The 18,292-nt window shown below is 67.3% G+C and carries 20 protein-coding genes; 10 read left to right on the top strand and 10 right to left on the bottom strand.

Going from position 1 to position 18,292, the window contains the following annotated elements; translation table 11 throughout:
- Nucleotides 1-113: 113 nt before the first annotated feature.
- The 5 genes from gltX to AB0I11_RS24575 all read right to left on the bottom strand — a co-directional run bounded on the left by gltX (nt 114) and on the right by AB0I11_RS24575 (nt 6,087).
- Nucleotides 114-1,523, bottom strand: a complete 1,410-nt coding sequence (gene gltX / locus AB0I11_RS24595; protein WP_357324909.1) for a glutamate--tRNA ligase — start codon at nt 1,521-1,523, stop codon at nt 114-116.
- 98 nt (nt 1,524-1,621) lie between these two features.
- Entirely contained in the window at nt 1,622-2,509 is an 888-nt protein-coding gene (locus AB0I11_RS24590; protein WP_357324906.1) for a phosphotransferase, read from the bottom strand.
- 7 nt (nt 2,510-2,516) lie between these two features.
- A complete protein-coding gene (locus tag AB0I11_RS24585) occupies nt 2,517-3,881 on the bottom strand; it encodes a hypothetical protein (protein ID WP_357324903.1) in 1,365 nt (454 codons plus the stop codon).
- 1,141 nt (nt 3,882-5,022) lie between these two features.
- On the bottom strand, nt 5,023-5,595 hold the full coding sequence (locus tag AB0I11_RS24580; RefSeq protein WP_357324899.1) for an ImmA/IrrE family metallo-endopeptidase: 573 nt from the start codon (nt 5,593-5,595) through the stop codon (nt 5,023-5,025).
- Nucleotides 5,596-5,616: 21 nt separating this feature from the next.
- Nucleotides 5,617-6,087, bottom strand: coding sequence for a hypothetical protein (locus tag AB0I11_RS24575; protein WP_302765943.1), 471 nt, complete (start codon nt 6,085-6,087; stop codon nt 5,617-5,619).
- Between the two features lie 246 nt (nt 6,088-6,333).
- On the opposite strand from AB0I11_RS24575, the gene AB0I11_RS24570 reads away from it, so the two are divergent.
- The 5 genes from AB0I11_RS24570 to AB0I11_RS24550 are packed head-to-tail and all read left to right on the top strand — an operon-like array spanning nt 6,334 to nt 10,061.
- Nucleotides 6,334-7,245: an AAA family ATPase gene (locus AB0I11_RS24570; RefSeq protein ID WP_302765944.1), complete on the top strand. Its 912-nt coding sequence runs from the start codon at nt 6,334-6,336 to the stop codon at nt 7,243-7,245.
- Complete coding sequence (locus AB0I11_RS24565; protein ID WP_357324893.1) at nt 7,245-7,715, top strand: hypothetical protein; 471 nt, start codon at nt 7,245-7,247, stop codon at nt 7,713-7,715. The genes AB0I11_RS24570 and AB0I11_RS24565 overlap by 1 nt, the downstream gene beginning before the upstream one ends.
- Nucleotides 7,712-8,233: an HORMA domain containing protein gene (locus AB0I11_RS24560; protein ID WP_357324890.1), complete on the top strand. Its 522-nt coding sequence runs from the start codon at nt 7,712-7,714 to the stop codon at nt 8,231-8,233. The genes AB0I11_RS24565 and AB0I11_RS24560 overlap by 4 nt, the downstream gene beginning before the upstream one ends.
- Nucleotides 8,230-9,126 (top strand): CBASS oligonucleotide cyclase, encoded by an 897-nt coding sequence (locus AB0I11_RS24555; protein WP_357324887.1) that lies wholly within the window; start codon nt 8,230-8,232, stop codon nt 9,124-9,126. Before AB0I11_RS24560 ends, AB0I11_RS24555 begins: the two co-directional genes overlap by 4 nt.
- A 23-nt stretch (nt 9,127-9,149) precedes the next feature.
- Complete coding sequence (locus tag AB0I11_RS24550; protein WP_357324884.1) at nt 9,150-10,061, top strand: S-4TM family putative pore-forming effector; 912 nt, start codon at nt 9,150-9,152, stop codon at nt 10,059-10,061.
- 282 nt (nt 10,062-10,343) lie between these two features.
- Here AB0I11_RS24550 and AB0I11_RS24545 read toward each other — a convergent pair whose 3' ends face one another.
- The gene (locus AB0I11_RS24545; RefSeq protein ID WP_357324881.1) at nt 10,344-10,559 is read right to left on the bottom strand and encodes a hypothetical protein; all 216 of its coding nucleotides are present in this window, start codon (nt 10,557-10,559) and stop codon (nt 10,344-10,346) included.
- A 170-nt stretch (nt 10,560-10,729) separates the two neighbouring features.
- Here AB0I11_RS24545 and AB0I11_RS24540 point away from each other — a divergent pair, with 170 nt between their 5' ends.
- Complete coding sequence (locus AB0I11_RS24540) at nt 10,730-11,386, top strand: HAD family hydrolase (protein WP_357324878.1); 657 nt, start codon at nt 10,730-10,732, stop codon at nt 11,384-11,386.
- On the opposite strand, the gene AB0I11_RS24535 is transcribed toward AB0I11_RS24540, so the two are convergent.
- Nucleotides 11,383-12,753: a helix-turn-helix transcriptional regulator gene (locus tag AB0I11_RS24535; protein WP_357324875.1), complete on the bottom strand. Its 1,371-nt coding sequence runs from the start codon at nt 12,751-12,753 to the stop codon at nt 11,383-11,385. The genes AB0I11_RS24540 and AB0I11_RS24535 overlap by 4 nt on opposite strands.
- Before the next feature lie 406 nt (nt 12,754-13,159).
- Here AB0I11_RS24535 and amcA point away from each other — a divergent pair, with 406 nt between their 5' ends.
- From amcA to AB0I11_RS24515, 4 genes are all read left to right on the top strand, one after another.
- On the top strand, nt 13,160-13,339 hold the full coding sequence (gene amcA / locus AB0I11_RS24530; protein ID WP_357324871.1) for a multiple cyclophane-containing RiPP AmcA: 180 nt from the start codon (nt 13,160-13,162) through the stop codon (nt 13,337-13,339).
- Between the two features lie 277 nt (nt 13,340-13,616).
- The gene (locus tag AB0I11_RS24525; RefSeq protein WP_357324869.1) at nt 13,617-13,949 is read left to right on the top strand and encodes a hypothetical protein; all 333 of its coding nucleotides are present in this window, start codon (nt 13,617-13,619) and stop codon (nt 13,947-13,949) included.
- 168 nt (nt 13,950-14,117) lie between these two features.
- A complete protein-coding gene (locus AB0I11_RS24520) occupies nt 14,118-14,606 on the top strand; it encodes a hypothetical protein (protein WP_357324866.1) in 489 nt (162 codons plus the stop codon).
- A 15-nt stretch (nt 14,607-14,621) separates the two neighbouring features.
- Entirely contained in the window at nt 14,622-15,413 is a 792-nt protein-coding gene (locus tag AB0I11_RS24515; RefSeq protein ID WP_357324863.1) for a phosphotransferase, read from the top strand.
- 410 nt (nt 15,414-15,823) lie between these two features.
- On the opposite strand, the gene AB0I11_RS24510 is transcribed toward AB0I11_RS24515, so the two are convergent.
- From AB0I11_RS24510 to AB0I11_RS24500, 3 genes are all read right to left on the bottom strand, one after another.
- Nucleotides 15,824-17,110 carry a hypothetical protein gene (locus AB0I11_RS24510; RefSeq protein ID WP_357324860.1) on the bottom strand — a complete coding sequence of 429 codons (1,287 nt, stop codon included), beginning with the start codon at nt 17,108-17,110 and terminating at the stop codon, nt 15,824-15,826.
- On the bottom strand, nt 17,107-17,796 hold the full coding sequence (locus AB0I11_RS24505) for a GGDEF domain-containing protein (protein ID WP_357324857.1): 690 nt from the start codon (nt 17,794-17,796) through the stop codon (nt 17,107-17,109). Before AB0I11_RS24505 ends, AB0I11_RS24510 begins: the two co-directional genes overlap by 4 nt.
- A 170-nt stretch (nt 17,797-17,966) precedes the next feature.
- Nucleotides 17,967-18,287, bottom strand: a complete 321-nt coding sequence (locus AB0I11_RS24500; protein WP_357324853.1) for a hypothetical protein — start codon at nt 18,285-18,287, stop codon at nt 17,967-17,969.
- Between the last annotated feature and the right edge of the window lie 5 nt (nt 18,288-18,292).

Genomic DNA, 18,292 nt, shown 5'->3' with positions numbered 1-18,292 from the left:
CATCCTGGCCCTGACCGCCGCCATCTGGCACAACCGAGCTACCGGCCAACCCGTCACCCGATCTTTGACCGCCTACGACCACTGATCAGGATTAGAACTTACTCGTCTAGACCTTATGAGAGCCGGTCGATCGCACTCCTGATCCTCGCGGCAGTGCGGCTCCGGCCGAGCACCTCCAACGACTCGAACAGGGGCAGTCCGACGGTACGGCCGGTCACGGCAACCCGGACCGGTGCCTGGGCCTTACCCAGCTTCAGCCCGCGAGCTGCCCCTAACCTCTCGACCGTGCGCTTGAGCGACTCGGCATCCCATTCCACCTCTTCGAAAGCGGTAGCCACCTCGCTGAGTAGCGCCAGGGCCTCGCCGGTCATGGCCTTCGTCCAGGCAGCCTCGTCGATCGACGGGATCGGCAGGAACAGGAAGTCCACCATGGCGACGATCTCGCTGAGCACCGCGACTCGGGTCTGCGCCAGCGGCGCGACAGCGGCGAAGGCGACGTCGTCGTAGTCCTCAGCCCGCCAGGGGGCGTACTCACCGCGCAGCCACGGCTGACACGCCGAGATGAACTGCTCCGTGCTCAGCGCGCGAAGGTAGTCGCCGTTGAAGGCCCGCAGCTTCTTGACGTCGAAGAACGCCGGCGACGGATTGACGTCGGCCATCCGGAACTCCCTCACGATGTCGTCCCAGGGGACGATCTCCCGGTCACCGGAGGGGGCCCAGCCGAGCAGCATCAGGTAGTTGCGCATCGCATCGGGCAGGTACCCCTCGGCACGGAAGTCCTCCAGCGCGACCCGATCCCGGCGCTTGGACAGTTTCTGCCGCTTCTCGTTGACCAGGATCGGCGCGTGGGCCCACACCGGCGGTTCGTGCCCGAGCGCCACCCAAAGCAGCTGCTGCTTAGGCGTGTTCGGCAGGTGCTCCTCGGCGCGAATGACATGGGTAATGCCCATGACCATGTCGTCGACGACATTCGCGAGAAGGAACACCGGGGAGCCGTCACCACGTGCGATGACGAAATCCTCGATCGTGGCGTTGTCGAACGTGGGCTCGCCGCGCACCAGATCCCGCACGACTGTCTGACCTTCGTCCGGCGTCCGGAACCGCACTGCGCTGCCAGGGGCCGCGGCCAGCCCGCGGTCGCGGCAGTAACCGTCGTACCCCTTGTGTTCGCTGCCGGTTCGCTCCACGACCTGCGTACGCACACAGTCGCAGTAGTAGGCCTGACCTGCCGCGAGCAGCTTCGCGATGGCGTCGCGGTGGTGCTGGACATAGGCGGACTGGAACAGAGGTCCCTCGTACTCATCGGAGCCGGCGCCGAGCCACGCCATGGCGTCGATGATGCCCTGCACCCACTCCGGCTTACTGCGTTCGGCGTCCGTGTCCTCGATCCGCAGCACCATCGTGCCGCCGGACTGCTTGGCCAGCACCCAGTTGTAGAGCAGAGAGCGGGCGTTACCCACGTGGAACATGCCTGTCGGCGATGGGGCAAATCGAACGCGCACGGGGGAGTTTGGCGATGCCATGCACGCAGCGTACCGATATGGGGCGGTCGCCTTACCGCATATCCCGGGCCGAACTTCCGCGTCCGAGCGGACCGGGTTGGAGCGCCGCCTACCGTTGGTCAGAGAATCTGCCAGCGACGCAGCTCGGCACCATTCTCGTTGCGAAGACCGTCAAGCCGGCGATGCACCTCCGCAGCTGCCGACGTGCCAGGCCGGGACTTGCGCGCGTTGGTGGCGATCATCTGGAGTTCACGCAATCGGCAGAGCTCTTCGAAGCCCGACCAGGTGGTGGCGTCCCAACCGTAGCTGGCGGTGAAGTCCGCGAACGCCTGCCGGCCGCCACCGAATCGCCGACAGTGAACCGCAACGGTGGCGATGTCCCACTCCCGCGGCCCGACCGCGATACCGTCCCAGTCAGCCAGGACCGGGGTACCGTCGAACCGCCGTAAAGCGTTGCGGGTCTGGGGGTCGGATTGAATCAGGCTGTCTCCCAGCGGGAACGCCATCGATGACCAGGCCGCCTTGAGAACCTCGAGCCGGCTCAGCAACAGGTCGCGGTCCAGATCGTCGATGAGGTGGGCGTTGTCCACGGACCTGCGGACGCTCTCGGCTGGTTGGAGCCTCGGCAGCTCCACTGGCGGCATCGGAAAGCCATGCAGTTCACGCAGGAGTTGCCCGAGCTCTGCGGTGGTGACAGGGTTGTCGTCCGCCGGGTCCAAACGCTGCCACACCGTGACGGCGTGCCCGCCGACCACGAGCGGTTGATCCGGCACCTGGGAGCACAGACTCACGGTCGGGAAGCCCTTGGCCGATAACCAGTCAACGACCGCCACCACCGTTCGCGAGCGGTCGAGTCCGAACTCCATCGGCGCGATCTTGACTACCACGTCGCCCACGGCGTACACCGCGTTGGTGTGATGCCGGAGCAGCTGCGCCTCGGCAGCAGAGCAGCCCAGCTTCCGACACACCTCGGCAAGCATCGGACGCGTTCGTGCCTCGACGAACATGTGGCCCCTAGGGTTCGAGCACGGCAGTTCCGGCTGCAAGGGTACGGCTCCGCTCGCGGCACGCCCGCACGTACTCCGCCAACTCGATCACCTCCCTGCCCTGTGCGGGTTGCGGAATCGCCGATACGACCTGAGCCGCCTTGGACAGGACGATCTCCGTGCGCTGCAACTCGGGCAGCCCGGCGACGGCGGCGCAAGCAACTACTGCAGCCTCCGCGAACCGAAGGTCGCGTACGAGGCAGAGGGCACGGTCCAGGGCGATAAGAGCAGGATCAATCGGCACCCTCGGCCTGGGACCGTACAAGCTCAGCGCTTCGTCCTGGATCCGGTACGCCTCTTTCGTGTCGCCAAGCCATGTCCTTGCCCCAGACAGGTAGAACAGCAGCCGCTTCGCGGGAAAGCGGAACGCCGCGTCGCTGTCGTCGTCGCCTGCCTCGTCGAACATGCGGTGCGCCTGCTCGATCCCTGCTCTCGCCTGGTCAGCAGCCCCGAGACGGGCCAATGCCCTTGCACGTCCGGCGGCTGCCAGTGCACCGGACGGCGACGCCGCAGCCGTAATGGCGAGCGCTTGATCAGCCATCGTCACCGTCTGGTGTGGGTCACCGAAGTAGTAGGGCAGCATCGCCGCCTGGGCGCGCGCCAACACCTGGAGCCGCGGGTCCGCGCTGTCGTCCGCGGCGTGGATCGCCGTCCGGTACCACAACCGCGCCTCACTGGCGTTGCCCAGTCGCATGAGCGCGTCGGCACACATCGTCGCCAGCAGAGCTGCGGCGCCCGACAGGCGGGCTTGAACCGTCGCGGGTTGCCGCCGGCGCGACAGGACCTGCACCTCGGCACAATCGGCCGCAAGTCTCGACAGCATGACCGTCGGTGGCGCCGAGGGATAAACCCTTATGTGCTCACTCGTCGACTCTTCGACCAGCTCCAGATGCCGAGGCGACACGCTGGACGACGACAGTGCCTCGTCCAGCTCCGCGCGCAGGCGATCCAGACCGCCCGCATCGGTGGCTGGACTCTCGTTCATCCGGCGGGGTGAATGTTCGACGCTCGTCCGCACATCTCCCGCGGTTGGCACATCCCGCTCACGGCCGAGACCCATGGCAGCCCGCGGGATGTTCAGACCGAGGGCGATCCGCTCCAGCACCTCGTAGGCCGTGACCTGTCGCGTCCCCTTGGCGATTTCGGCGGCGCGGTTGGCGGAGACACCGACAAGAGCGGCGATTGCCCCGTACGACACGCCCCGCGCGCGCAGGAACCTAAAGACCACCGCGACATCGCGCTTCTCCAGGAACTCCCTGACTGGCCGCCCCTCCCAGGTCCCCGACGTCCACCAAGCCGGGTCGATCAGGGCGACCATCATCACCTCCAGCATCCGACACGCGGCCGTGCAGCAGCTCGCCCCGCGCCGGGGACGTACGCGGCTTGCGGCTTAACCAAACTACCCCTTGTTCTGCGAGGACTCCAGAGCGTTATAACTAACCCGGCCTTTGACGTTCACCATCGAATGGCGCCGCTGACCCGGTTCCAGCAAACTCCCTGTTCCCGAGGCGCAGGCCGCCGTCGGCACGATCCTCAACGCGCACCCGCCATCACCGCCGCCGGCTACGTCGCCGTCAACTTGTACGACGGCTGCATTCCTCTACGACTTTACCGCCTACCAGATGCGGCTGATCGATTTAGACGAGCGCCGACCGGAACCGTTCGTCCTCGACGTCGACCGCCTACCCGGCTCCGCTGATCGCATGGCCCCGGAAGAACTTCGGCCGCGGCACCGTCCATAGACCACTACACCACCGTGTACATCCTTAGCCGCAACATTCAACACATGCTCGACTTCCGCGAATGGCCGACGCGGCTCCCCTGCCCAGGACCAACTCACGACTCGCGCAGCCCGTACGGCAGCCGCAGACCCGCCCAGGGCATGGCGGGGCTTCTCACAGCCTGGCGTCCCGCGCTGATGTCCTGGGAAGTGTGGATCTAACGGTTTTTCCGGCCTGACCCGCTCGGCGTTGCGTCAAGCGAAAAGCGTGCCGTAATGACAATTATTGGTACACCACGAGCATCCCGGTAGCGGACACCCAGGTCGAACGCACAGCGCATCCGGTCGCCTAGCGCAGCGACGACCAGACGACCATGCGCGGATGCTCGGCGTGCAGGATCTCGGCGATTGCCCGTCTTCGAATAGTCGCAGCCAGGGACGCGCCGGTCGCGAGCGGGCTCGGTGAGCGCCTCGAAGACGATGGCCGGTGGGGGTGGTTGGTCGCGCGTGCGGACGCCGCCTGCGCCGGCGAACCGGAGGTGACACCACCCGAAGGATGTTCCCGCAGCTCAGGAACTTGTCGTAGTGGCCCCGGCTGTTCGTGGGCGGTCGGCATGACAACCACGCCGTCCACACCTCTGCCCGGACCTACGTAGAGGGTCTTTGGCCAACGGGAACCAGGGCCTCCCTCCCAATAAAGGCCGGATTCGGCAGGAAGCGGTGGCGCTGCGCCTGCGGTGTTCCGCCCCAGGAGCTACGAGCGTGCGTTTCGCCCGGCGCGGGACCGTTGGACCTGTAGGAGCACGCCGCTGGCATTCAGGCGGTATCTGGCCATGGGCACGCTGACGTGGTGTTTTTCCGCGATCAGGTCGGGGGTTGAGGCAGCGTACGCCTCCCTGAGCAACAGCGGCCTGGGCAGAAGCAGGCAGCCGGCGAGCCAGTTCGCCTCTTCTTCCTGTTCGGGGTTGCAGGTGAAGAAGGTGTGGCCGGCGAGTTGCTGGATCTCTCGGATTTCATGGTTAAGAAGGACGTGGGCGATCTCGTGCGCGATGTCGCTGTTGGTCCGCCCGATCTCGCTAAGCGGGTTGCAGACGATGGCGGTCCGGCCGCCTGGCAGGTGGAAGGTCGCCGCTGAGAACGCGCCCGGTTGCAGCTCGTCGAGTTCTTCAAGTTCTGCGCGGTCGACGAGTTGGTCGGCGGGATGGATCTCGATGTCGAGGTGCGCGGCGAGGTTTCGGATCGGCATGTGGGCATGCGGTTGGAGCCCGAGTTCGGCTCGGGTGCGGTCGGCAAGTCGTTCGGCCTCGGTCTTGAAGCCTCGTCGCATCGGGGTCTCTGCCTCGTCCGCTTAGTGTTCTGCTCGCGGCATGGACTCCAGCTTCTGCTGCATCTGTTCAAGCAGGCTGGAGAGCTTGCGCGAGGCTTCTGGCTTGAACGTTGCTGAGGCGCGAAGGTGCACGCGTATCGGCCGTTGGATGCTGGCGAGGCTGGTGTACAGCTCGCGGACAAGCCCGGCGATCTTCTCGGCGGCCGCGTCGGTCAGGTTCGGGTCGCGGGCGAGATGGTGGGCGATGACCTCGGGGGTGTTCTCGGTCCTGATCCGGGGCGGCTGGAAGAACCGCTCGGGCGGCAGGCCGAGCCAGTGCACGATGCGCCGGAAGTTCGCGAGATCGGGAAGGTCCCCCTTCTCGACTCGCGCCAGCGTGTTGAACGGCACTTCGGCCTGTTCGGCCGCTGCGCGGAGGCTGAGCCGCCCGCGCTTGAGGCGCTCGGCGCGCACAAGCCGCCCCAACAGCTCGATGTCGATCGGGTCGCTCACCTACACCTCCATCACCGATACCGGACTGACCGTTGAGATTAAAAATATCCCTACCGCCAGTTGGAACATCGCCGAGGGCGACACGACACGGCGTGGGCACCCTCCGCCAGCTTGTACCTTGATCGGTACATGTCGTAGAGTCCTCAACGTCAAGAGTAGCTCGGCGTCTACTTGTCGGGCTGGGTTCGTGCGCGAGCCGACGCGGGAGGGGCGTCAGCTGGCGCTCGTGATGGTTTGGGGGGAACTATGACGCGCGGTCTTCGCGGGTCTGAAGTCCGGCGGCTGCCGGATGATGCGGCACCGGGGGTGGCCGATGCGCGGTTGTTGCCGAACGATGAGTTCGCTGCCGCGTGGTCGGCGATCGTGTTGCCGGACGGGATGAAGCAGCGGTTGCTGCGGACGGCGGTCGCCGAAGCGCATCTGCGCGCGGCGGTGCCGTTCGACGCGCTGCCGTTGCACGGGGTCGTTCTGCTCACGGGCAAGCCCGGCGTCGGCAAGACCACCGTCGCGCGGGGTCTGGCGGACCGGGTGGCCCGTACCGTACCGAGCGCTGCCGGATGGTTGTTCGTGGAGGTCGATCCGCACAGCCTGGCCAGTTCGTCGTTGGGGCGCAGCCAGCGCGCGGTGGAGCAGTTGTTCGGGACCCTGCTGAATGAGCATGCCGCCGCGGGTCCGATGGTCGTGTTGCTCGATGAGGTGGAGACGCTGTTCACCGACCGGGCGGCGCTGTCGATGGAGGCCAACCCGGTTGACGTGCATCGGGCGGTGGATGCGGCCCTTGTCGGGCTCGACCGGCTCGCGCGTCGCCACCCGCAGATGCTGATCGTGGCGACGACCAACTTCAGTGACGCGCTCGATCCGGCGTTAGCCTCGCGCGCGGATTGGATCGTCGAGGTGCCGCTGCCGGACCGCGCCGCGCGTCGTCAGATCCTCGAGCACGCTGCTGCGGCGGTCGCCGCCGCCTTCCCCGGAGCGCGTCAGCTGCTGGAACCCCCGCTGCTGGACGCGGCGGCCGAGGAGTCCGACGGTCTGGATGGGCGCCGGCTGCGCAAAGCCGTCGCTGCCGCCTGCGCGTACCGACAGGAGGCGCAGGGCAATCCCGACCGGGTCACCGGTCAAGATCTCCTGGCGGTGCTGCGCGAGGAAGGCGGCCACTGATGAGCGTCGCATCACGGCAGGTGCCGTCCGTGCCCGTCCGCACCTCGGTCGCGACCTGGAACTCGATCATCGACCTGCTCACTCCACCGGGTGCCAGCGCTCGCGCTGACTTGACGGCGGTCACGAGCACGGTCGCCATGCTGATCGCCGAGGAGTACACCGGCGAGGCTCCCATCGTGGTCATGCCGGTGGCGGGAGACCGGGTGCGGATCTACACGCTGCACGGCGCGGCCGCAGTCGAGGGCGAGGAGCCGGCGGCTCTGGCGACCTGGCCGTTGGCCGAGTCCGGCTGGCGGATCTCGCTGCCGTGCGGCGTGACCGACCTGGACGAGGTGCGTAGCGCGTTGCGGCCCTATCCGCATTTCGAGGTCCGGGACGTCACCGAGGGCATCTCCACGGCCAGTGCGATGCCGCAGCAGGGCGCCAGCGATCGTGTCGTGATCGACTACGCGGAACTGGAGCGATCGTGACCACTGCCGTCCGCGTCAACACCCACGCTCACGCGACCACCCACGTCGCGACGAACATGCTGCGCGGGATGAAGCAGATCATCCGGGAGAGCGGCCTGAGCACCAGCAAGATCACGGGCGAGTGGGCGGTGCTGGAGGCGGGCATCGCCGCGTGGCTCAACTCCGGGCATCTCAAGGGCCTGGTGCTGGAGATCTACGACCCGGGCAAGCGCGCTGGCGACGATCTGGTGGGACGTTTCGACTTCACCATCGACTACAGCTATTACGGCGACGGTGACGGCGAGTTGTGGCTGGACCCGGATACGGTCTCCTACACGGTGCTCAAGAACGGCTCGTACCCGTCGCGCTGCAACTACCGGCTGATCGCCGACACCGCCCCCGGCTACCCGTCGGTGGACGGCTGGTCCACCACCACGTTCCGCTCGACCGCCGGGTTTACTCGGCACTCCGTCGGCACCGCCATCGGCGGCGGCAGCCTCGGCGCTGGCCTGCACTACTACACCAGGAGCAACGGATGATTAGCGTCAACGAGGCGTTCTACAAGTTCCGCACCAACCTGGAGACCACCGCCACCGAGGACGCGTCCGCGAGTGCCCGGCAGAAGCGAATCCGGGAGCAGCTCGACGCCGACCACACCCTCGACATCGTCAGGGACTTCCTCACCGGCGCCTACCGGCGGCACACGAAGACCAAACCGCTGCGCGACGTCGACATCATGATCGTGCTGGGTAACATCGAGTACCTCGACCGGCACCCGCACGACATCCTCGAAGTCGTACGGGCTGCCCTGGTCCCCTACTACGGCGAAGACCGCGTCTGCTGCGACCGACGCGCCGTCCGGGTGGACTTCGGGATCCGCATCGTCGACGACGTCAGTGACGCCGAGGAGGTCGCGTCCTTCGACGTCGTACCCGCCTTCGTCAACGACGACCACTACCTGATCCCCGACGACGTCACCGGCGAGTGGGTACACACCAACCCCGAACTGCACTACGACGCGGCACGGGAGGCCAACAAGGGCTTCGCGGAGCAGTGGAAACCACTGGTCAAGATGATCAAAAAGTGGAACCAGGTCGCCGGGCACCCGGTCGAGCCGTCCTTCCTCATCGAGGTGATGGCTCTGGAACTGATCACCGGCCGGTGGACCGGCAGCCACCCCCGAGAGCTACGACAGTTCTTCGCCAGCGCCGCCAACCGCATCGATGAGGGCTGGACGGACCCCGCCCACATCGGACCCGACGTCTCCGATGTGGTGGACAACGACCCGGCGAAGATGGACGCCGCCCGCAAGGCGCTCCGCGCGGCCGAGGCCGCCTGCACCAACGCGATCAACCTCGACCGAACCGGACGCACCGGCGAAGCCCTGACCGCGTGGCGCGCCCTGTTCGGCCCGCTGTTCCCGCTCTCGTGACGAGCACACCCACGGACCGGCCCGTGCCCGAAGGAGACTCGGCCCGCATCACCCAGCGCCAGGACGAACCACAGCACCTCAACCGGCTACTCGCCTACAGCCACGACTACCAGATCGCCCACCGCTGGCGGCGCGCCCGCGCCCTCGGCACGTTCGCTCTCGCCGCGGTCGGACCGTTCATCTCCTTGTTCATCCCGGCCACCACGGACCTGGTCGCCGCCATCAGCGCCGGATGGCTCGTCCTCGGCCGCACCCTGCTAACCGGGATGGAACAACGAGCCACCCAGCACGCCGCCCGAGTCCAGGAACTCTACGACACCAACCTCTTCCATCTACCGTGGAACACCGCCCTCGCCGGCCGCAAACCTGCCCCCGAAGACGTGGCCGCCTCCGCCCGCCACGTCTCCGACGACAGCAAATACCGCAACTGGTACAGCGTCGACCTCGGCACCACACCCTGGCCGGCCGACGTACTGCTCTGCCAACGCCAAAGCATGGTGTGGAGCCGCCAGGAACACCGCGCCTACAGCGCCACTATCCTGACCACCGGCGTTATCTGGTTCATCATCGGACTCGTCATCGCGCTAGTGCGAGACCTGAGCCTCGCCGACTATCTGATCAAGATCTTTCTCCCCAGCGCTCCGGCGTTCCTCGACACCATCGAACTCGCCCGACAGCACTGGCAACACGCCAACGCACGGCAACAAGCCGAGCACAAGATTGACGACCTCTGGCACGCATACACCACCCAGCCCGGTACGCTCGCGATCAGCAACTGCCGAGAGGTCCAGGACGCTGCCTTCCTCCTTCGCCGCGACGGACCCCGCGTACCGAACCTGTTCTACAAACTCCGCAGAGCGAGTTCAGAAGCCAATACGAAAGCTGGGACCGCAGCCCTGTTGGCCGGGAACAATCGTATGGATGCGCCTAACTGATTGAGGAGCGGTGCCAGCTAAATCAGGTGCCCGCCAAGCACCGTTGAGCCTTCCGCCGACATCAGTGCAGTACCAGGCGCCGCGACCAGAGACTGCATGAACGGAAGAGTTGAACCCAACCCCAACCGTAGCCTCGGCCGTCACCGCGCGTGCGCGTCCGCGCTCGCCGGGTATGTGTGTTTCCCCAGGTCGCGGAGAGTGGTCGAACCTAGTTCGCGGACTATGGGGTTTCCTTCGACCTCAAGCCCTGGTCGTTCCCTCACCCGCTGTCGCGCTAGGACGTCACTGCTTGACCGGCGCTCGAATTTCACCGGATTGCCACAGCAACGTCAGGTGGTACTCCCAGGGGCGACATGACGGGGAGTCAAGCGCCGCGGCGATCAATACGAGGATGGACTTGCCCGCGAAGGACGCAAGCGCCCGATCGATCACGGCCCATCGCGGCTGAGTCCCCTTGTCGTTACGGGCGCCGGTGGACTGGTAGCGAGTGGCGTGCACGGCGCCAATCCTGCGTGATCACGCCCCTCGCGGGCCAGCTAGTTCCACCGTGCCCCGGGCATCGCACACTTCGCCGGGTCGGCCCACCGCTCCTTTTGCCCGGTCTTCCTGGCCATGGCGACCGTAGGGGGCAACGATCCCGTCGGAAGCTGGCAAGGCACAATCAGACTGTGATCGCGAGCGTGTTCTTCGACGTGGGCGAGACGATCGTCGACGAGTCCCGGGAGTATGGGACGTGGGCGGACTGGCTGGGTGTACCCCGGCACACCTTCTCGGCGGTCTTCGGGGCTGTGATCGCTCGCGGCCTGGACTACCGGCAGACGTTCCAGGTCTTTCGCCCCGGGTTCGACCTGACCGAAGAGCGCGAGCGCCGCGCAGCGGTCGGCCAGCCCGAACACTTCTCCGAGGAGAACCTCTACCCGGATGCCCGGCCATGCCTGGCCGCGCTGCGTGAGTTGGGCGTACAGGTCGGCCTCGCCGGTAACCAGACCGCTCGGGCAGAAACGATCCTGCGCGGCTTGGACATGCCGGTGGACGTGATTGGCACGTCCGACGGCTGGGGAGTGGAGAAGCCGTCGGTGGCGTTTTTCGACCGCGTTGTGGCGGAGGCGGGCTGCCCAGCCGATCAGGTGTTGTACGTCGGAGACCGGCTGGACAACGACATCCGGCCCGCGCAGCAGGCCGGGATCGCTACCGCGCTAATACGGCGCGGCCCGTGGGGGTACATCCTTGACGACAAGGACGTCAGCGAGCGCTGCTTGTTCCGGCTCGACTCGCTGGCTGAGCTGCCCGAGCTGGTGCGCAAGCACAACGAGTCGGCGGCCTAGCTGCCAGGTAGGGCGGCTCGGCTGGCGGCGAGAGCGGCGATGCGTTCGTCGAGCTGCCTGCCCTGTCGGCTGTCGCCGAGTATGGGCCGGACTTCCCTAACGCGATCGAGGCCAGTGCCGTACCAGTCGTTGTGCAGGGCGTCCATCGCCTGGTTGAGGTAGTCGGCGGCGTGCTCACCGTCGTCGCTATGCGCGGAGGCCAGGTCGGCGAGGATGATGCTGCGCTGCTTGGCTGCGGTGGTGGTTAGGCCGGCGAGAGCCTTGGTGAGCTGTCTGGTGGCTTCGGGGTGGTCGTCGGCCGCGAGGGCCGCGTAGCCGGCGAAGGAGTGCAGTCGGCCGGCGTTGTAGAAGTCGAGCCATTCCGGCGGGGTGGGGTTGGCCTCGATTGCGGTTGCGGCGAGGTCGATCTGGTGGCGGCTGGCTGCTCCGGCGCCGGCGCGGGCTTCGACTTCCGATGCGACGCAGTGCAGCCAGGAGCGGACGGTCGGGCTGACGCCGTGCCAGGTGTGCTGCAGCGCCGCGTCGACCAGTGGGCGGGCGGCGGAGGGGTCGTGGCTGAAGGCGGGGATGAAGGCCATGTGGCCGAGGACGGCGGCGGCCAGGGCGTGATCGCCGGCTTCCCGGGTGGCGGCGAGGGCGACGTCGTAGCAGCGCTGGGCGATGGCGGGTTGGTTTAGGTCGAAGAACGCCAGGCGGGCGGTGAGGAGCGCGGATTCGGCGAGGGCGGCAGCGAGGGTGGTGCGGCTGGTGCCGCTCGCTGCTCGGACGAGTCCGGTGCCGAGCTGGGTGTGGGCGTAGGCGGCCTCGTAGAGCGGCCGGGCCGGGCTGGTCCAGTACAGGGCACGCTGGCAGCGAACAATGTCGGTGTACGCGTCCGGGTCGATGGTTTTCGTGTCGGCGCGCGCCGCCTGTGGGTCCAGTGACAGCAGCGGCGCGACCAGGGGCAGCATGCTGGCGCCGAACAGTGCTCGCAGGACGGCTGCCCGGTCCCAGCCAGCTTCGTTCTCGTCTCCGGTGAGCATGTCCCACAACCTCCTGAACTCGTGCAGTGTGTCCGCCTGCGGGCACATGGCCAGCTCATCGGGGGTGAGGAGGCCGAGCTGGCTGGCTGGCTTGTCGAAGATGGCCACCAGGTGCTTGCGGTAACGGGGGTCCGGCCACCGTTCACCGGTCTCCCATCGCCGCACTGTGTTCGCGTTAAGTCCAGTGTCGGTCTCTCCGGCGTGGCTCAAACCCACGCGGATACGCTCGGCGACCTCCTCGTACGACCAGCCCCGTTGAAGCCTCTCCCACGCTAGCCGCCGGTTGGGGGGATAGCGCCGTCCGGCCATCTGAGCACCTCCGCGTTGCGTGTCGACGACGGTCACGCTAGCCACCTCCGCTACGGTCCGTCACTGACTGGTTGCGAGCGGACGGCTAGTGGACGGTACCGGTTGGCTCCTCCGAACGGTTCGCTGTTGACGAGCATCGAAGACCGCTGCCGAGTGGCGGGCCTGCTCACCGACCCAATGTCATCGACGCCAGGGGATTCATGGTGGACAGATTGACCGAGTTTGGCAAGGCGGCCAGGGAGTTGCCTCGTTCAACTGTGGCGGCGGCCGGATGCGCGTACGTGAGGGTGACTCCTCGTCCGCGTACCGCCATCGGGGCTGCGCGGGCGGGTGACCGGCGGAGTGTTCCCAGCCGCCGCCTCGCGATGGTGGACCCGCCGGGATTCCGGCGGGTCCACCAGGACTTGCAGCCAATGGGTCGGGTTCGTCGAACGGTGGCGCCATGACTCTGTACGTCTCGCGGCAGGCCTTTGGCAACACGACAGGCATCCCACACCCCTCGACTCCCGTCTCGGTGCGGGCTACCGGCCGGGCGACGGTCTCGCCGGCCGACCCGCCCTTACTCACCTACGTGTGGCAGTGGGTGTTCGCGCAGCGGACCGGAATGGGCGGGCAGCGATGATGGCCCGGGTGCTGGTGGTGACCCGCGCTGCCAGATTCATCGGCTCACATTTCGTCGACGCGCTCCGCGGCCGTGGTGTGGAGGTGGTCGGCCTCGACGCTCTATGCCAATCAGCCCCGCGCATCCGGTTGGCCGCTGGTGAGACCGCCGAAGGTGCTCGCGGTCAGCGCCGCTCCCTGGGGGAAGGGGCTCGCAGCGCTGCTTCCGATCGCGCAGCCGGGCCGGGTGGGCAACTTCATTACGGGCAGAAGTGGCGCGCGAATGGAGGCTGCTGGTGATGGCGTCCAAGCTGCCCATCCCCAGCGCCGGACCTACGCCGAACCGGCCGAGCTACAGGACGGAGACAGCACCCCCGCATACCCCGCTGCGGCCGATGTGGGCGTGCCGCTCGTGTGGCCGGCCATGGCCCTGCGCCGAGGCGCGTCTCCTACTAAAAGTTGAGTACGAGTGCGCTCTCCCCGCCCTCTCGATCTACCTCAGCGGTTTGATGTACGAAGCGATGCGCGACCTCTTCCATCTGAACCCGCACGACGGGCCGAGCCCGCGCGAGATGTTCGAGCGCTTCGTGGCCTGGGGACCGTTCCGAAGGTCAATCCTGGAGGGCCGGTGACTATGCGTTGTCGCCTGCCGAGGGCGAGGGCGCCTCCGCACCGACCTTGCCGCGAGCCTCCCGCGCACCATGATCGCTTACGCAAAACATGCACGGACGCAACTCCGCTTCGAAGGTGACGCGAAGCCGCACCTTCCTCGCTGACCCGCACAGAACCAAGGAGGAGTCTTGAGTATCACCGCAGACAGGCCGGTCACGACGACCGCCGCAGATCCTCGCACCCTCGTCTCGGCCGAGGTGTTCGACAGGATCGCCCGCTACGTCGCTGCCAGGCAGGAGGTGACCCAGACCTACGCCGAGCGTGCCGTCGGGCAGTTTCTCGTCTTCCTGAAGGCGTACGCCGACCGTGTGGACCAGCCCGACTTCGGGATGCTCCTGCCGACCGGCGAGTCCTACCGGGTCGTGCCCACCCGGCCGGTCGACGCCGTATGGCACGCCGCACTCCAGATCAGCGAGCCCTACACCGCCGCCTGCAAGAAGATCGCCGGCCACTACGTACACCACCGGCCGATCCTGACCGAGGCCATGCAGGACGGCACCGCCATCACCTACACACTCGCGGCGCTGCACGACACCGGCTACCGGGTCGACATGGAATTCTGGGGTGGTGAGGCCGAGTCCTGCTGCCCGCCGAACCCGCCTCAGCCCGGCAGATAGCAGAGAAGAGAACCGATGCGTAGCGACTGGACCGCTCTGCCTGCCAGTGTCACGACAGGGATCGCCCAACGGATCGGCGGAGCCTTCGCCGTCACCCCGGCTCCCAGTGGCAACCACGCCGAGATCGCCTCGACGGTCACCGGGCCCGCCGGACCGGTCTTCGTCAAGGCGGCCTTGGGAGAGTTGAACGTTCGGTCACTGCGCTACGAGCTGGCGGCAACCCGCGCCATCGACCGGCACCCACCCGCAGTCCTGTGGCACTTCGAGTCCGATGGCTGGCTCGTGGTGGGGACCGAGCATCTTGCCGGTCCCCACCCCGACCTGTCACCCGGCAATGCGGATCTCGATCTGCTCGCAGTCACGCTGAAGACACTTCAGGAGACTCCCGCGCCGGGCGAGCCATGGTTCACCCCGACAGCCCGGCTCGGGTTTACGCACCCGGCGATGGACGGCGAGACACTCATCCACTCCGACCTCAACCCGGCCAACCTGATCGTGACCACACACGGCCTACGGATCGTCGATTGGGCGTGGGCAACCAAGGCCGCACCATGGGTCGAACTCGCGTTGCTCGTCCAGTGGCTGATCGGCAGCGGCCACAGCGCCGAACAGGCAGAAGAATGGCTAGCGCAGTTTCCCGCATGGACGGCGACCGACCGCCATGTCTTGGACCACTTCGCGTCAAGGAACGCATCGAAGTGGTCGGCGAAGTCCCGGCAGAGCACCCAGGGCTGGGTACACGATCTCGCGATGTGGACCGGCGAGTGGGCGGCCCACCGGACCGACGGCCGTCGGTCACGCCGGTGAGCCATAGCGGGCCGCCCTTTCGTCAGGCGGGTGCCGGTCGCGGTATGTCCGGCTTCACGATCAGCCGGCGGGCGCGGTCCGGGACGGTAACCAGTACCGCCGCCGGGCGGCCAATGGCGGTGGACAGCTAAGCCGAACCGCCTGCTCCCAATCTGCTCCCAATTTAAGGGGCAACAGCGCGGAAGCCCGTTACCGGCTGAACCGGTGACGGGCTTCCTGCCTGCATATATCTATGGTGGGCGATACTGGGATCGAACCAGTGACCTCTTCGGTGTGAACGTGGTTGCTTACCGCCGCAAGCGGTCCGGAGACGGTGTGCGACCGCGGAGCCGGACGATAGGCCCTGGCAGCTCTCGCTGCCCGTGGGGTTGAGTCCTCCGTCCTGCCCCACGGGCCAGCGCCGTCTATTCCTAATCCTCCCGCTTCGGGCTACGACTGCCGAGCATGCGTACGGTGGTGCTGAGTTTGATGGGCGCGTTGTCTGGGCCTCTGAGGAACGGGTTGATGTAGACCGGGCGTCGCAAGGCTCTACCAGGTCCGTGTGGTTGGTTGCGCCAGTGGCCAGATACCCAGAACCGGCTGCCGTGGGAGAGCCCCGAGTCGCCCGATGTGGGTCGCGTGCCGGCCCGTGTGGCGCTGTAGGCGCGGATACTGACGATGCGCACCTCGGGCACCGGCCGGTTGGCGCGGGCGTAGGCCTTGCGGATGCCCTTGTCGACGTCCGCCGTCGTGATCTCTGCGGTCTGTTGCCCGATCAGTAGCCACGTCGCCACCAGCGCTGCGGCGGGATGGTTGCCGGGTAGCAGGTGTCGTTCGTCGACCCGTTCCGCGTTGATTGGTGCGAGCCAGCCCGCGTCTTCGCGGAGTCGCTGTAGCGGTTCGCCGTCCAGTCCTGCACCGATCGCGCGGTAAGTGGCCACTTCCCAGTCGTCGCGCCGGGCGGTCCACGATGCTGCGATGATCTGGCGGCTTGTCACCGCCCGAGACCACACGATCAGGCCGTCCGTGGAGGGCACGAGGTCTCGGCTGATGGTGACCTCGGGAAGGATGTCTGCGGCGTGTTCGGCTAGGTCGGCGAAGTCGCCGTCGATCCAGAACAGGTGTGACCGGTCCAGGCCGTCGGCGATCTGGTGACGTACGTCGGTGGCCGTGAGGGGGGCGGGGAGGCCGTCCGGTCCTCGGTATAGGTGGGCGAGCCGGTCGCGGACCTTCGGTAGGTCTCGGGCGGCGATGGTGGTAGTGGGCCAGGCGGTCGTCGTGATGAGCGTGCGCTCTGGGAGCCGGGCGTTCAGGAACCCTTGGTGCAGTTGCGCGATGCGTTCTCGTGCCTGGGGTTGGTCGCCGACGCCGAGCGTCCGGACCGCCCGGTCGACGAGCTTGTCGTTCTTGCCGTCGTCAATGTGGGTGTGGCAGGTGGCGCAGGCGGCCCACCTGTCGCCGAAGTTTTGCACCACTCCCCCGGCTGGGCCGACGGCGACGGCGGCGAGTTCGCCGCCGTGCAGCGTCCAGAGCGGGTAGGGGTCGCCGCAAAAGTCGCAGGTGCGGTGCACGGTGTGCAGTTGGCTGACCGGGACGGGTACTGGTTCGTGTCCGTCGGTGGCGAGTTGGATCGGGTGGATGTAGGTGGATGGTGTGCCGAGGGTGTTCAGCGGGGAGAGGCAGATCTGGCAGGCCATCTCCTCGCGGGGGGCCGTCATGCCGTCGCCTTGCTGTTCAGTTGTCCGCGATCGCGGAGGCGGGGACCTCGATGGTGCTCGGCCGCGGGCATCGCCATGCCGGGCTCGTAGCTGCAGTGGCGGTTCCGGCCGTGGTGCTTGGCGTGGTACATGGCGATGTCGGCGCGGCGCAGGGCTACCTCTTGGAGCGGGTCGGTGGCTTCGACGAGCGCCAGGCCGACGCTGGCGGTGACGGTGACGGGCTCGCGGTCCGCGCCCAGCTGTACGGGCTGGGAGATGAGAGTTACGAAGATCTCGCCGATGCGCGCTGGGTCCGTGGTCCGGACGGGCAGCAGGGCGGCGTACTCGTCGCCGGAGAGCCGTGCGGCGATGCCGCCGTGCAGGGTGGCGATGTCGTGGATGCGTTCGCCGATCTGGGCGAGGACGTCGTTTCCTCGGTCGTGGCCGTGGGTGTCGTTGACCGGTTTGAAGTCGTCGAGGTCGATCAGGACGGCCATGATTGGTCCGGCGTCGTCGGCTGTGGTGAGGGTGGTGTGCGCGGTGAGTAGGCCGGCGCGGTTGAGCAGGCCGGTGAGCGGGTCGTGTTCCAGCTGCCAGATGGCGTCGGTGAGTCGGTGCTGGAGTTGGCGGATGAGTGGCCATGTGGTGAGGCCGCCGAGGGTGAACGCCACCAACGTGGTGGCGATCATGATCAGGGGCAGGGACACTGAGGTCCTCCATTTCATGGGAGAACCCGGGACGCGACGTTTGGTAGGCGGGCGTCCCGGGTCCTGATACGACGACGGCCCGCCTGCTGGCGGGCCGTTCTTTCTGTAGGTGCCGTGTGGCTCACGGCACCGTGGTGGGCGCCTCCCGTGGGGGCCGCGCGGGGTGGGAGTCAGTCAGCGAATGTGCCCGGCGGCAGGGCACCGCCGGCGGGCGGCAGGCTCTGCCGGGGTGCGGCTCGGTCGGCGCGGAGCGCGGCGGCCAGGCCAGGGGGGATGTCGGCGTACGGTTCGACGGCCAGGAGCACCTCGGTCGGATCATGGTTCGCGTCGACCGGGCCGACCCGTACCGTGTCGGGCGCGTTGTCGGGGTCGGTGAGCGGGTCCCAGGCGAAGTCGACGACGGTGGCGAAGTAGGTGCCGTTCGGGTTCCAGCCGACCTGGATGGTGTAGCGCTCGTAGCCGGGTTTGGGCGTCAGGGTGTAGAGGCTCATCGTTT

The organism is Micromonospora sp. NPDC050495, from assembly GCF_040655175.1.
In the GTDB taxonomy this organism is placed as follows: Bacteria; Actinomycetota; Actinomycetes; order Mycobacteriales; family Micromonosporaceae; genus Micromonospora.
The sequence above is the reverse complement of the archived record's forward strand: the minus strand, read 5'-3'. Positions and strand labels throughout refer to the sequence as shown.